We start from the raw sequence: 13,990 nt of genomic DNA, 5'->3' as shown, positions 1-13,990 counted from the left end.
TCCCCCGTCCACACCCCTCCAACCCCAGATTCGCAATCCCTCATCAACGCCATACACCATGACAGGAAGAACAATCAAGGAGATGGAACTCCGCAAAGCCTACACGCCGGCCGAGACCCGGTACGACGATGCCCCCGCCCTCTACCGCCGATGCGGCCGCTCGGGCGTGCTGTTGCCCAAGGTGAGCCTGGGCTTCTGGCACAATTTCGGCAGCGGTGACTCCTACGAACGCGCACGCGCCATCGCCCACTACGCCTTCGACCACGGCGTGACTCACTTCGATTTGGCCAACAATTACGGCCCTCCCTACGGCTCGGCCGAGGAGACATTGGGCCGTCTGATGACCGACGATTTCCGTCCGCATCGCGACGAACTCTTCATTGCCACCAAGGCCGGCTACGACATTTGGCCCGGCCCCTACGGCAACTGGGGCTCGCGCAAGCACCTCATGGCCAGCCTCGACCAGAGTCTTCGCCGCATGAACATGGACTACGTGGACCTGTTCTACAGCCACCGCTACGACCCGGAAACGCCTCTCGAAGAGACGTTGCAGGCCTTGGTCGACATCGTGCGCCAGGGCAAGGCCCTCTATGTGGGCCTCTCCCGCTGGCCGTTGGAGGCGCTGAAGACGGCCCATGCCTACCTGCTCACCCACGATGTGCCCCTGCTTGTCTATCAGGGACGCATCAATTTGCTCGACCGCGGCCCCATCGAGGAGGGCATTCTCGACTATTGCCGCGACGCGGGCATCGGCTTCGTCAGCTTCTCGCCACTGGCCCAGGGCCTGCTCACCGACCGTTATCTGCACGGCGTGCCCGACGACTCGCGCATGGCCGTCGGCAAATTCCTGAAGCGCGAACAGCTCACCCCCGAGCTGCTCACCCGCTTGCAGCAGCTCAACGTCACGGCCGCCACGCGCGGAGAAACGCTGGCCGAGATGGCCCTGGCCTGGATATTGCACCAGCCCGGCATCACCAGCGTGCTCGCAGGAGCCAGCAGTCCCGAGCAGTTGGCCAAGAACCTCAAGGCCATCCACGCCGAGCCCTTCGACTTTTAAGGGCCGCGAGGCCCCGCCCTAACCGACCATGCACATCGTCATCAACCCGAAATACGCGTCGCTGCACGACTTCATTGCCCGCATACCCAGCCGCTTCGACCACGAGGGCCACGAGATTTACCGTGCCCGCAACGTCATCAAGGTGATGCGGGCACCCGACGGAACGCTCGTCAACGTGAAGCGCTACCACGTGCCCCACGGCCCCAACCGCCTCATATACTCCTGGAACCTGCGCAAGCCCAAGTGTCGGCGGGCCTACGAATACCCTTTCAAGCTGCTCGCTCGGGGCATCGAAACACCCGAGCCCATCGCCGTGATGGAAGAGCGGGGAACGCTCCATCTGCTGGGCTACAGCTACTTCGTGAGCGTGCAATGTCCCTACGAACACACGCTCTATGAGGTGGGCAACGCCCCCGAAGGCAGCTATGAGGCACTGGCCGAAGCCCTGGCAACCTTCTCCGCCGACATGCACCTCAAGGGTGTGATGCACAAGGACTACACGCCCGGCAACGTGCTCTGGACGCGCGACGAGGCGGGCTACCACTTCGCATTGGTCGACATCAACCGCATGCACTTCGGGCCCGTGAGTCTGCGCCAGGGGCTCTACAACATGCGGCGCTTCTGGGGCCCACGGCGGTTCAGCGAGTTGCTGGCCGCCCGCTACGCCACATTGCGCCACGCCGACCCCGCCCAAGCCGTGGCCTACATGCTGCGCGAGCGGGCCCGTTTCTGGGCGCACTTTGCCCGGAAACACCCTGTTCCTTTCGACCTTTAACCCTCCTCCCATGAACCGAAAGCTCTACTACACGCTCCACAGCGGCAAGAACAACAAGGCGCTCTACTATCTGCGCAGCTACATCAGGCTCCATACGCCCCGCTGCATCCTGCGCCCGTGGCTCGCCCGCCGGCTGCGCGCCATCGACAGCCGCCCCGACCGCGACGCCATTCTGCGGCGGGCCGACTACTATTGCCGGCTCACCGCCGACACGCCTTTCTGCGAAGCCGACTTCATGGCCCGCTCCACCGCGCTGGGCCGGCAGCCCATGACGCGGCAAAAGGTGTACTATCTCGACACGATGCAGTATGCCCGCTGGTTCCCCCAACGGCTCAGATGGCTGCTCGAAGAGGGCGACGTGGACTATCTCCTGCCGTTGCCGGCCATCACCAAGAGCCGTCCCCTGCAGGGCGACAACCGCTGCTCGGTGCTGCTCAACCTCGACAAGGTGCGCCATTTTATCTTTGTTGACGACCGCAAGACCTTTGCACAGAAGAAAGACGGCTGCATTTTCCGCGGCCGCATAGCCCAGCACTCGGGCCAGTGCAACCGGGTGAAACAGGGACGGTACGACTTTGTGAGCAAGTTCTACGGCCACCCCTTGTGCGACGTGGGCGTGATAGACAAGAACTATCCGCAGTGGCACTCGGCGAAGCTCACCATCGGCGAGCAGCTGGAATACAAGTTCGTCATGTCGCTCGAAGGCAACGACGTGGCCAGCAACCTGAAGTGGATCATGTCGTCCAACTCCATCGCCGTGATGCCGCGACCCACCTGCGAGACCTGGTTCATGGAGGGAACGCTGCAGCCCGACGTGCACTACATCGAGGTGCAACCCGACTACAGCGACCTCATCGACAAGCTCAACCACTACATATCCCACCCCGACGAGGCCCAGACCATCATTGAAAACGCCCACGCCTACATCGACCAGTTTCGCCATCCGACGCGCGAAGACCTCGTCTCGCTGCTGGTGCTCGACCGCTATTTCGCCCGCACCAACGCCGGTTACCGCCCTCTCGGCCCAACCCGCTAACCCTGTTCCCGACGCATGAAGATACTCATCGTGAGATTTCGGCAGCTGGGAGACACCGTGCTCTCCACGCCCCTCTTCAACACGCTGCACGCCACTTTCCCCGAGGCCAGCATCGACTTGGTGCTCAACGACCGCATAGCCCCGCTTCTGGCCGGCCATCCCGCCATTCGCCGCATCCACGCCTTCAGCGAGGCCGAGCGACACAACATGGCGCGATACCTGCCCCGCGTGTGGCAGATTGTACACCGCGAGCACTACGATGTCATCATCGACCAGTTCACTACGTTCTATTCACAGCTCTTCGCGCTCTTCTCGCCGTCGACGCGCTACCGCATCGCCGTGGACAAATGGTACAGCCGTCTCATGTCCAACTACACGCTGCCCAAGTGCGGCCGCGGCAGCATGGTGGACCATAACATCAACATGGCCGCGCCGCTCGAGGCCATCAGGCCCCTGCAGCGCGACCGGCACATCAGCCTAAGCATCACTGCCCGCGAGCTGGAAAGCATGCGGAGCTACCTCGAGGGCTGCGGCCTCGACCTGTCACGGCCCATCATCCTGATGGGCGTCACGGCCAAACTCAGCAGCAAGACCTGGGCCGAAGACCGCATGGCGTGGGTCATCGACCGGTTCACCGGCCGCTATCCCGACGCACAAATCATCTTCAACTATGCCCCGGGAGCCGAAGAAACCAACGCCCGCCGCATCTACAACCGGCTGGCCGACGGCCGCAACGTGTTCATCGATGTGCAGACACGCAGCCCGCGCGAGCTCTTCGCACTGGCCCATTTCATCTGTTTTTATTTCGGGAATGAGGGGGGGGCGCGCCACATTGTGCATGCAGCGGGAAAGCCGTCGCTGGTGATTTGCGCCCCCAACTCCTTGAAATCCACTTGGATTCCACAGGACGAAGTACCGGCCGAGGGCGTCTCGGCCGACGACTTCGGGCCGACCGACGGCTTGCCGCCGGCCCGGCGTTACGACATGATTACCAAGGAAGAGGTGTGGCGACAACTCGAAAAAGCATTCAGCCTTCTGCCAGCAAGCGTTTGTAAAGACTGACGTAGGCCTGGGTGTATTTCTCGTAGGTGAAGCCCTCGGAATACGTCCGGGCGGCTCGGGCCTCCTCGCCGTCGCGGTCCCAACGGGCCACTTCGGCCCTCACCACATCGGCCATAGCCTGGGGCTCCAGGCTGTCGAAGTAGCAGGCGTGCGGGCCGCACACCTCGGGCAGACTGCTCATGCGCGAGGAGAATACGCGGCAACCGAAGCGCATGGCCTCGAGCACCGGCAGCCCGAAACCCTCCAGACGGCTGGGAAAGAGAAAGGCCTGGGCGTGGGCATACATCCATTGTTTCTCCGCGTCGGTAATCTTTCCGGTGAGCACCACACGGCCCTCGCCCGTCTTTTCGACGAGGGGAATAAGGTGCTCGCGGGAGAAACGGAAGTGCTTGTCGCCGCAGATGTAGAGCTTGTGGTCGGGGAAATGCTTCATCATGGGCACCAGCTTGTGGAAGTTTTTCTTCTCGCGGATTTGGCCAATGGTGAAGAAAAACTTCTCGTTTTCGTCGGCAATGAAGTCGGGCTTGCGCATGTTGCTCATGTCCATGTCCTGTATTCCGTTGTATATCACCCCCTTGAACTTGCTGTCCACCCGGTAGTGGGCCTTCACGTCGTCGCGTGCATAGTTGGAAATGGTGGTGATATAGTCGCTGTGGCGTAGGCGGAAATACATGCGAAGAACGTATTTCAGCTTGTGCACGTGCTTCTTCTCGTAGAGGAAATTCAGGTCGTGCACGGTGAGAAGATACTTGGTTCCCTTCATGGGCAGCCGGAATCCGAAGAGCTGATCGGTGGAGTGCCACAGGTCGATATGGGCGTTGAGCCGGTGCAGGTCGCGCAGAGCGTGCTCGCGTGCCACGTAGTCCACGCCGTCGCCAAAGGCTCCCACGTAGCGTTCGGGCACCATCAGCACAAGCCTCACGTCACCCAAGTCGGCGCGGGCAATGCGTGGAGCATAGTTGTCGCAGATGTTGCCAAAACCACAAAACGAGCCCAAGTGGGACAGATCAATCAAGATTCTCTTTGTCATTACCGTATTTTATTTTGGCTGCAAAGGTATGAAGAATTTTCCATACCCCGTGCGTTGCAGGGCCATTTCAATATAAAGAGGTGGTGAAAACGCCGCAATCGCCTTGCCATTACGCCGTAATCACGCGGCGAAAACGCCGTAATCGCAACGCCAACACGCCGCAATCACGCCGCCGTTATGCCGCAATCGCAACACCCCGAAACCGCCGCGGCAACGACGGCGGGCCGCAACGCGGCCGCCCCGTGGCTGTGGACAACGCGCATCCACAGCCACGGGGCGACAGCTATATATAATAAAGGTGGGCTATTTCAGGTTTTGCTCCACCCGCTCTGCAATGGTTTGCGGGTCAATGGAGGCCAGACAGGCATAGTCGCCACGGTGGCAAGGCTTGTTGCCGAAGACCGAACAGGGGCGACAGGGCAGGGCGGTCTGCACGGCATTTTCCGGCCGCTGGCCCCAGCCCATGAAGCCGGCGTAGGGATGTGTGGCCCCCCACACGCTCACCACAGGCGTTCCCACGAGCGAGGCCAGGTGCATGTTGGCGCTGTCCATGCTCACCATCACGTCGAGATGGCTCATGAGCACCAGCTCCTGCGCCAGGCCCCCGAGCACGGCCGAGGCATTGGTGCAGTGGGGGTGGCGGGCCGCAAGGGCGTCGATGACTTCGTGTTCGCGGGCGCCCGCGCCGAAGAAGAAGATGCGGCACGAGGGGTGGCGTTGCAACAACTGCTGCAACACCTGTTCCATCAAGGCCACGGGATAGGCCTTGCCACGATGGGCGGCAAAGGGGGCCACGCCTATCCACTGCTGGAAAGGACGCTTCTCGCCGATGACGGCAGGCAGCTGCCGCAGGCTGGACTGCTCGGGCTGGAGCAGCGTGGAGAACTCGGGGCGCACCGGATAGCCCAGCTCCCTGAACACGCGCGCATAGCTCTCGAAGGCCGTGGGCAGAGGCTGCAGCACCTTGTGATGCGTTGACGTGAGCGCGCGGCGCGCCTGGCGGTGCTTGTCGAGATGGGCCACACGGCAGCGATCCACGTTGAACCGCATGCGCAGATAGTTGGAGCGGAGCACGTTGTGCAGGTCGGCAATGGCCGTGAAATGCTTGGCAGAGAGCCGCCGGTAAAGGGCGTTGAGCCCCCGTATGCCCTGGTATTCCCGGTGGATGTCGGCCGCCATGAAGCTCACGTTGGGGGCCAGATGCTCGAAGAAAGGCCGGGCAAACGGGCGCGAGAGCATGGTGATGCGCACGTGGGGATACTGCCGGGCCAGGGCGTAGACCACCGGCACCGTCATGGCAACATCGCCCAAGGCGGAGAATCTGATGACCAGAAGGTGTTCCGTTTTCATGGTTAAGGAAAAGGCAGACGGGGAGTAGGGCAGGGGGAGAAGAAGCAACCGCGGGGTTACTTCTTCTGATAGAGAATGGGATTGGTGCTGGGATCGTTGTACATCTTCATCTGGCGGTACACCTTCATGTACTTGCGGCCGCCCCCGATGTCCTCCAGCAGCTGGTCGATGGCCGTGCCGAGGTCCACCTGCTGCTCCAGCAACACGTTGAGCTTGGCTTGGCAACGCTGGCGGTGTTCGGCGGTGGCGTCGGTGCGTGCGGCCTGTTCGCACATGTGATAAATCTTCAGGGCCAGGATGGAGAGGCGGTCGACAGCCCATGCCGGGCTCTCGGTGTTGAGCCTTGCGTCGGGCAGCGGGTTCACCTCGGAGTATTTCTGGCGGAAGTAGGAGTCTATCTGCTCCACGAGATCAGTGCGGTCTTGGTTGGAGCGGTCGATGCGACGCTTCAGCGCCAAGGCGTCGAGCGGGTCGATGTGCGGGTCGCGGATGATGTCTTCCAGGTGCCACTGTACGGTGTCTATCCAGCATTTCAGGTAGAGACGGTTGTCTATCGAGTCACGCTCAAAAGGGTTGTTGATGGGCGTGTCGACGTTGTCGGTGACGTGATAATCGTCGATGGCCTTGTTGAAAATTTCGTTGCAGTGCTGTGTAAATGACATTTTGCAGGTTGATTGATACATAGATGCAAAGGTACCAAAAGCTTTCGAGCTACGCAATAACGGGGCTTAAAAAAGATGAGAAAACCTGCACAGTGTTGGGGTGTTTGTGCAATGGTTCGGAATTTTTAGAGTAAATAATTTGCGTAATTGCCGAAAAATTAGTTTCTTTGCAGCCGATTTTGAAGAATATTATTCATTAACAACATTTTTAAAAGGTTACAATCATGTCAGAAATTGAATCAAAAGTTAAGGCTATCATCGTTGACAAACTGGGTGTAGACGAGGCAGAAGTAAAGCCCGAAGCAAGCTTTACCAACGATTTGGGTGCAGATTCGCTGGACACCGTGGAGCTCATCATGGAGTTTGAAAAGGAATTTGGCATCTCCATTCCTGATGATAAGGCTGAGACTATTCAGACTGTACAGGATGCCATCAACTACATCCAGGAGAACGCCAAGTAAGTTGAGCGTAAATGTTTAGCGTTTTGTGTTGAAACGCTAAACTTTTTATTTAAAACCCAATTCAATGGAATTAAAGAGAGTAGTGGTAACAGGACTGGGCGCCGTTACACCGGTAGGCAACACGCCTGAAGAGATGTGGCAGAGCCTTTTGGCCGGCAAGAGTGGTGCAGCTCCTATTACTTCGTTCGATACGACCAATTTCAAGACCACGTTCGCCTGCGAGGTGAAAGACCTGAACGTCACCGATTACATCGACCGTAAGGAAGCCCGCAAGATGGACCGCTGCACCCAGCTGGCCATGATTAGTGCCATGCAGGGCGTGAAAGACTCGGGCATGGACTTGGAAAAGGAGGACAAGACCCGCATCGGTGTGGTCTATGGCATCGGTATCGGCGGCATCAAGACCTTTCAGGAAGAGGTGATGTACTATGGGCAGCACAAGGAAGACGGGCCCAAGTTCAATCCTTTCTTCATCCCGAAGATGATTGCCGACATCGCTGCAGGCCAGATCAGCATGCACTTTGGCTTCCACGGCCCCAACTATGTGACGACGAGTGCCTGTGCTTCTTCGAGCCATGCACTGGCCGACGCATTCAACCTGCTGCGTCTCGGCAAGGCCGACGTCATCGTGGCCGGCGGCGCCGAGGCTGCCCTCTGCGACTGTGGCGTGGGCGGTTTCACCGCCATGCACGCCCTGTCCACCCGCAACGACGATCCCCAGGCCGCCAGCCGGCCGTTCAGCGCCAGCCGCGACGGGTTCGTGATGGGCGAGGGTTCGGGCTGCCTCGTGCTGGAGACGCTCGAGCATGCAAAGGCCCGTGGCGCCAAGATCTATGCCGAAATGGTGGGCGAGGGCATGAGCGCCGATGCCTATCATATCACTGCTTCCCATCCCGAGGGACTGGGTGCCAAGCTCGTGATGCAGGCCGCCATGGACGATGCAGGGCTCGGAGTGGACGACATTGACTATATCAACGTGCACGGCACATCGACCCATGTGGGCGACATTTCCGAGGCCAAGGCCATCAAAGACGTATTCGGCGAGCAGGCTTACAAGCTCAACATCAGCTCCACCAAGAGCATGACGGGCCACCTGCTGGGTGCTGCCGGTGCGGTGGAAGCCATGGTATGCGTGCTGAGCGTGCTGAACGACATCGTGCCGCCGACCATCAACCATGCCGACGGCGACGAAGATCCCGAACTCGACTACAAGATGAACTTCACCTTCAACAAGGCTCAGAAGCGCGAGGTTCGCGCCGCCCTGTCCAACACGTTTGGCTTCGGCGGTCACAACGCATGCGTCATTTTCAAGAAGTATGCTGAATAAAGTAGGAACGATTTCCAACGTCATAGACAGAATAAGGCTCCCTTTCCGCAAGGATAAGGAGCTTTATTCTTCTTTGCGCGACATCATCGGCTTCTATCCCCACGACATCAGCTATTACAAGATGGCCCTGATGCACAAGAGCGTGATGCACCGCAACAAGAAAGGAAAGCCCGTCAACAACGAGCGTCTGGAGTTCTTGGGCGACGCCGTGCTCGACGCAGCCGTGGGCGATATTGTCTACCGGCACTTCCCCGGCAAGCGCGAAGGCTTCCTCACCAACACCCGCTCCAAGCTGGTGCAGCGCGACACACTCAACAAGCTGGCCCAGGATATGGGCATCTGCAGCCTCATTCACTCCAGTGGGCACACCTCCACACACAACAGCTACATGGGCGGAAACGCTTTCGAGGCCTTGGTGGGGGCCATGTATTTGGACCGGGGATACGATGCCTGCATGACGTTCCTCAAGAAGCGAATCCTGGCGCAAATGATCAATATAGACAAGGTGGCGTACAAGGAAGTAAACTTCAAGAGCAAGCTGATAGAGTGGAGTCAGAAGAACCGCGTGAAGATGTCGTTCGAGCTTGTCGAGGAAGGCAAGGACAAGAACGGCAGCCCTACGTTCACCTACCAGGTGATGCTGGAAGGCGTGGAGGGATGTTCCGGCTCCGGATTCTCCAAGAAAGAGAGCCAGCAGAAAGCCTGCAAGGACACGCTCGGCCGGCTGCGCCGCGAGCCGCAGTTCATCGACGAGGTATTTGCCGCCAAGGGAAACCGCACGAAAATGGAGGAGGAGCCCGTACAGGCCCTGCCCGATACCAACGAGACGCGCAGCTTCATCGTGTCGGAGGACACGCCGGAGCCCAGCGAACAGAAGCACGTCACGGCCTTCCGCGAAGAGGTGTTCACCGAGCAGGAGAGTGCCGCCGCCAGCCGTGAAGAGGAGGTTCCGCCCCAATCGGACACCGACGGATTTGACCTCGGCGACATCAGCGCCAAGGCCAAGAGCCGTGAAGAAATTATCGCCGCCGCCGAGCATGCGGCCTTCGAGGAGTCATAATCCCGGAGGCGCGTGCCCGGCGGCCGCGCTTTTACAACAACTACACCACTACTTAAACCTCCGGCCACGCCGTCACGAATGGGGCACACGGCCGGAACTGTTCATTTAAACCTAAAACAACATGATGAAGAATGCTTTGTTCGGCTTGATGATGGGCGCGCTGTGCCTGTCGCAGCCGGCCGTGGCCCAGGATGGAACCGAGGCCGAATTCCGCCATTGGGCGCCCACTCCTCCCCGCGGATGGAACTCGTGGGACTGCTATTACAGCTCCGTCACCGAGAAAGAAGTGATGCAGAATGTCCGGTACCAGCGCGACAACCTGCTGGACTATGGCTGGGAATACGTCGTCGTGGACATACGCTGGTACTGCAACCATCCCTCGCTGGGTGGCGGATGGTACAACCAGAAAGGCTCGCAGGACTACGTGCTCGACGAATACGGACGCTATCTGCCGTCGCCCACACGCTTCCCCAGCGCGCTGGTGGACGGCGTGAACAAGGGATTCAAGGCCCTGGCCGACTCCATCCATGCCATGGGCATGAAGTTCGGCATTCACATCATGCGCGGCGTGCCCACCGCTGTGGCACAGAATCCAGCGGCCTATACGCTGATGGGCAGTGCCGGCAGTACGGACGCCGAGCGGCGGGAAGCCTGGGCCAAGGTGTACAACGGCACGACATCGCCTTGCACCTGGCTGGCCGACAATGCCCTGGTGCGCAACACCGACGAGGGCCAGCAGTACTACAACAGCATCATGCAGCTGTACGCCGAGTGGGGTGTGGACTTTATCAAGGTGGACGACATCAGCCGCCCGTTCTACACCGACGAGATAGCGATGCTGCGCAAGGCCATCGACCGGTGCGGCCGGCCCATCGTGCTGTCCGTGAGTCCGGGCAAGACGCAGTATCAGTATGCTGACCAGTGCCTGGCCATGGTGAACCAATGGCGCATGATGGACGACCTGTGGGACAACTGGTCACACGTGAAAGCCGTGTTCAACGAGGCCCATGCCTGGGAGAAAGTGACGCGGCCGGGCAACTATGCCGACTGCGACATGCTGCCCCTGGGCCAGATTGCCATGACCATCGCCGACCCGGGCTACACCAATGCCGACCCCGGCCGCTGGACTCAACTCACCCGCGACGAGCAGTACACTATGATGACGCTGTGGGGGGTGTGCCATTCTCCACTGTTCTTCGGCGGCGAAATGACACGCAACGACGACTTCACGCTCTCGCTGCTGACCAACCGCGACATGCTCGACATGAATGCCTATGGCGTGGATGCCCGCCAATACTACAACAGCGGCACGGGTGAAATCGTGTGGACCAGCCTCGACCCGAAAGACGGCACACGCTATCTGGCCATGTTCCAGGACGACGACACACGCTGGGTGCACGCCAACGAGGCCTTGTACAAGAGTGAGAACGTGACCTATACCACCGACGGACACGCTGTGAACGTAGACATAGCATGGCCCGCGGGCAGCAAGACGTTGGTGCTCGTCGTGGACGATGGAGGCGACAACTTCAACTACGACCACGGCGACTGGATCAATCCCACGCTGGTGCTGAGCGATGGCACGGAGGTGGCTCTGACGGGAAAGTATCTGACGCAGACCTATACCAAGTCGTACTTCAACCGCGTGCGCGAGGACAAGAACGTGGACAACGGAGGAAAAATGAAAGTGATGGGCACGGCCTACGACCGTGGCTTCTCCACCGACGCCAACGCCCTGCTGCTGTTTACAATCCCCGACACGCTCGACGTGGTGCGCTTCAAGGCCATGGCTGCCGCCGACGACAGTGGCATCGGGCAGAACGGTTCGACCACGAGCATCTGTTTCATGGTGTTCGACCACAACCCGCGACCCGCAGGGACGGGGCTCATCAGCCGACAGGGCAAGAAGTCGGAAATGCTCGAAACAGACGTGAAAGATGCCGAAATGCTGAAGATTACGGTGGACAACTACGACGGCAGCTTCGCCTACGACCGCGCCGACCTCATCAACCCCGTACTGATCGACGCCGACGGCAACGAGACTTCGCTCACCACCCTGAAGCACAACAGCTACACCAGCGACTGGGGAACGCTGCACATCAACAGGAACGTGGAGGGCGGACAGCTGAAAGTGGACGGCAAAAGCTATGACACGGGGCTGGGCATGAACGGCGGTTGCACACTTACCTATCGGCTGCCCGAGGGTCACAAATACGTCAAATTCAAGGCTCTCTGCGGCTACGACTCCAGCTGCGACACCGACAATCCCAGTGCCACCTCGGGCACCACAATGACCTTTACTTTCGAGGCCGTGAAGAAAAATGGCTATCATGTGGATCTCACCGGACTGGGCTATGCGGCCAATCAGAAAGTGGGCGTGTACGACTGCTGGGGCAAGACGCACCTCGACTCGGTGGCCGGACGGCTCTGGGTGAGCATTCCCAGCCATGGCGCCAAGCTCTATCGGCTGAGTCCCGAGCGCGAGGAGGGAGGCCAGATAACCCTCAGCAGCCAAACCGTGAAGGCCGACAACAGCGAGGTGGACCTCACGGCCAGCGTAAGCGGAGCCCACGATGCCCAGAGCTACGTGCAGTTCGTCATCGACGGCAAGCCCGCGGGCAGCGTGAAATACGACGGCGAACCCGTCACTTTCCACGCCCGGGACCTGGCCGGCGGCACGCACAAGGTTGAGGCAAACTACAGTGGAACCACCCGACAGAAAGGCTGCAAGAGCCCCACGCTGACCATCGACACCGCCACGTCCATAGCGTCCGCGAAGATAAACGAGGCCGCCAAGCCGGGCACCGGCCGTCAGGGCATCTACAACCTGCAGGGCATGGCCCTCGACCGTGAACCCAGCCACGGCGTGTTCATCAGCCACGGCAGACTCAAGGTGAAATAGGGTGGGGCAGCCCCCTTACCCTATATATAAAAGCCAAATGACAGCCAGCAATAGCTGTCATTTGGCTTTTGTCATGCGTTTTTTCGGTGCTTTGCGCGATGTCTTGAATGCTGTTGCAAAGGCTTTGCAGCGATAGAATCTAATGAAGATTCCGAATATCTTCCGGGCTAAGCCCAGTGGCCTGCGCGATTTGTCTGTCCGACAGCCCCATGTCCTTCAGCTTGCGTGCCGTCATCCGTATGCCTTCGGCAATACCCTCGGCCCTGCCTTCAGCCCTTCCTTCGGCCCTGCCCTCAGCCTTTCCTTCCGCTCTTCCTTCTTCCTTTCCTTCCAAGTGGCCCTCGCCACGTGCCGTGGTGATGTTGTCGCGCAGAATGATGACATTGTCCAAATGGCGGTAATAGGCGCGGAGCTCCTCACGCGTCATGTGGTCCAGCTTGAGTTTCTGCCGGGCCTCGCCCAGTCCCGGGGCCGTAGCGTCGTCGGGAATCTCGCCCGTGTTCAGGAAATAGATCCACTGCTCCAGCGGCACGCGGCTCCATCGGTCAAAGTCGTTCACCTTGAGAATATAGTACTCGGGATACAGCTCGCTCACCTCATCAACGGCAAACCGCTGCCGTTGGAACGGCGAAAGGCGCAACAGTTCATGGTTGTGGATGCCCCGGAACTCCGTCTTGCCGTGGTACACGATGTCCTTGCCCTCGCCCAGATTGAAGTAGACGATGTTGATGCTGTACACCTTGCGCACATTCTCGTAGCCCTGCCCCCGGTTGATGTACTCCGTGACGAGCTTGGACGCACCAAAGAGCATACGCTGGAAGTAGGCCAGTTCCGTTTCGTTCTGCACCTCAATGAGGTACAGCACGCCCTGCTCGTCCTCTGCCAGCACGTCCACACGGTTCTGTTTGTCCTCCTCGTTCTCTTGGTTGCTCTCGCTCTCCAGCAATTTCTGTATCTTGATAGGGCGGCCCAGCAACGTCGTGATGAGGCCTTCCAGCACCCCATAATTGGCCTTGTCGCGCAACAACCGCTTCATGGCCCAGTCAAATCGGATATAGTTTGCCATAATCGTCTTGGTTTTGTGACAAAGATAACGGTTTTCGGTCAACGGCACAAGCGATTTGAGAAATTATTGCTTGCGCATTCTTCGCGCAGCTATATGTCCTTTCTATTATTCTGTCTAAAAGAATCGCGGGCCGTGTCTCACGACACAGCCCGCGCAAAAAAGAGATATTATAAAAACATGATATATTGAGTATATCCTATTT

12 protein-coding genes are annotated in these 13,990 nt (G+C 59.3%); 8 read left to right on the top strand and 4 right to left on the bottom strand.

The window, feature by feature from the left end; all coding sequences use genetic code 11:
* Positions 1-58: 58 nt before the first annotated feature.
* Genes L888_RS0111215 through L888_RS0111200 form a run of 4 tightly spaced genes read left to right on the top strand, consistent with a single transcriptional unit; the run spans position 59 to position 3,930 of the window.
* Complete coding sequence (locus L888_RS0111215; RefSeq protein ID WP_390183260.1) at positions 59-1,057, top strand: aldo/keto reductase; 999 nt, start codon at positions 59-61, stop codon at positions 1,055-1,057.
* Positions 1,058-1,085: 28 nt separating this feature from the next.
* Positions 1,086-1,832 (top strand): lipopolysaccharide kinase InaA family protein, encoded by a 747-nt coding sequence (locus L888_RS0111210; RefSeq protein WP_027952950.1) that lies wholly within the window; start codon positions 1,086-1,088, stop codon positions 1,830-1,832.
* 10 nt (positions 1,833-1,842) lie between these two features.
* Complete coding sequence (locus L888_RS0111205; RefSeq protein ID WP_005845371.1) at positions 1,843-2,868, top strand: glycosyl transferase family 90; 1,026 nt, start codon at positions 1,843-1,845, stop codon at positions 2,866-2,868.
* A 15-nt stretch (positions 2,869-2,883) separates the two neighbouring features.
* Positions 2,884-3,930, top strand: a complete 1,047-nt coding sequence (locus tag L888_RS0111200) for a glycosyltransferase family 9 protein (protein ID WP_005845370.1) — start codon at positions 2,884-2,886, stop codon at positions 3,928-3,930.
* Here the strand turns inward: L888_RS0111200 and L888_RS0111195 are convergent.
* The 3 genes from L888_RS0111195 to L888_RS0111185 form a co-directional block, all read right to left on the bottom strand.
* Positions 3,896-4,960, bottom strand: a complete 1,065-nt coding sequence (locus L888_RS0111195; protein ID WP_005845368.1) for a glycosyltransferase family 4 protein — start codon at positions 4,958-4,960, stop codon at positions 3,896-3,898. The two genes, L888_RS0111200 and L888_RS0111195, sit on opposite strands and share 35 nt — an antisense overlap.
* A gap of 303 nt (positions 4,961-5,263) precedes the next feature.
* Entirely contained in the window at positions 5,264-6,310 is a 1,047-nt protein-coding gene (locus tag L888_RS0111190) for a glycosyltransferase family 9 protein (protein ID WP_005845362.1), read from the bottom strand.
* Positions 6,311-6,366: 56 nt separating this feature from the next.
* The gene (locus L888_RS0111185) at positions 6,367-6,972 is read right to left on the bottom strand and encodes a DUF4254 domain-containing protein (protein ID WP_027952949.1); all 606 of its coding nucleotides are present in this window, start codon (positions 6,970-6,972) and stop codon (positions 6,367-6,369) included.
* A 224-nt stretch (positions 6,973-7,196) separates the two neighbouring features.
* Between L888_RS0111185 and L888_RS0111180 the strand changes: the two genes are divergently transcribed.
* The 4 genes from L888_RS0111180 (at position 7,197) to L888_RS13865 (ending at position 12,722) form a co-directional block, all read left to right on the top strand.
* On the top strand, positions 7,197-7,433 hold the full coding sequence (locus tag L888_RS0111180; RefSeq protein WP_005845353.1) for an acyl carrier protein: 237 nt from the start codon (positions 7,197-7,199) through the stop codon (positions 7,431-7,433).
* 64 nt (positions 7,434-7,497) lie between these two features.
* The gene (gene fabF, locus L888_RS0111175; RefSeq protein WP_027952948.1) at positions 7,498-8,760 is read left to right on the top strand and encodes a beta-ketoacyl-ACP synthase II; all 1,263 of its coding nucleotides are present in this window, start codon (positions 7,498-7,500) and stop codon (positions 8,758-8,760) included.
* Positions 8,750-9,820, top strand: coding sequence for a ribonuclease III (gene rnc, locus L888_RS0111170; RefSeq protein WP_027952947.1), 1,071 nt, complete (start codon positions 8,750-8,752; stop codon positions 9,818-9,820). The genes fabF and rnc overlap by 11 nt, the downstream gene beginning before the upstream one ends.
* A gap of 121 nt (positions 9,821-9,941) precedes the next feature.
* On the top strand, positions 9,942-12,722 hold the full coding sequence (locus L888_RS13865; protein WP_027952946.1) for an NPCBM/NEW2 domain-containing protein: 2,781 nt from the start codon (positions 9,942-9,944) through the stop codon (positions 12,720-12,722).
* Positions 12,723-12,861: 139 nt separating this feature from the next.
* Here the strand turns inward: L888_RS13865 and L888_RS0111160 are convergent, their stop codons facing one another.
* Positions 12,862-13,788 (bottom strand): Rpn family recombination-promoting nuclease/putative transposase, encoded by a 927-nt coding sequence (locus L888_RS0111160; RefSeq protein WP_027952945.1) that lies wholly within the window; start codon positions 13,786-13,788, stop codon positions 12,862-12,864.
* Positions 13,789-13,990 lie beyond the last annotated feature (202 nt).

The organism is Hallella seregens ATCC 51272 (assembly GCF_000518545.1).
Lineage (GTDB): Bacteria > Bacteroidota > Bacteroidia > Bacteroidales > Bacteroidaceae > Prevotella > Prevotella seregens.
This window is presented reverse-complemented; position numbering and strand designations above follow the sequence as displayed.

Bases quoted from the DNA above. Each gene is read 5' to 3' on its own strand.
- L888_RS0111215 (WP_390183260.1), top strand. From the start codon at position 59: ATGACAGGAAGAACAATCAAGGAGATGGAACTCCGCAAAGCCTACACG.
- L888_RS0111210 (WP_027952950.1), top strand. From the start codon at position 1,086: ATGCACATCGTCATCAACCCGAAATACGCGTCGCTGCACGACTTCATT.
- L888_RS0111205 (WP_005845371.1), top strand. From the start codon at position 1,843: ATGAACCGAAAGCTCTACTACACGCTCCACAGCGGCAAGAACAACAAG.
- L888_RS0111200 (WP_005845370.1), top strand. From the start codon at position 2,884: ATGAAGATACTCATCGTGAGATTTCGGCAGCTGGGAGACACCGTGCTC.
- L888_RS0111195 (WP_005845368.1), bottom strand. From the start codon at position 4,960: ATGACAAAGAGAATCTTGATTGATCTGTCCCACTTGGGCTCGTTTTGT.
- L888_RS0111190 (WP_005845362.1), bottom strand. From the start codon at position 6,310: ATGAAAACGGAACACCTTCTGGTCATCAGATTCTCCGCCTTGGGCGAT.
- L888_RS0111185 (WP_027952949.1), bottom strand. From the start codon at position 6,972: ATGTCATTTACACAGCACTGCAACGAAATTTTCAACAAGGCCATCGAC.
- L888_RS0111180 (WP_005845353.1), top strand. From the start codon at position 7,197: ATGTCAGAAATTGAATCAAAAGTTAAGGCTATCATCGTTGACAAACTG.
- fabF (WP_027952948.1), top strand. From the start codon at position 7,498: ATGGAATTAAAGAGAGTAGTGGTAACAGGACTGGGCGCCGTTACACCG.
- rnc (WP_027952947.1), top strand. From the start codon at position 8,750: ATGCTGAATAAAGTAGGAACGATTTCCAACGTCATAGACAGAATAAGG.
- L888_RS13865 (WP_027952946.1), top strand. From the start codon at position 9,942: ATGATGAAGAATGCTTTGTTCGGCTTGATGATGGGCGCGCTGTGCCTG.
- L888_RS0111160 (WP_027952945.1), bottom strand. From the start codon at position 13,788: ATGGCAAACTATATCCGATTTGACTGGGCCATGAAGCGGTTGTTGCGC.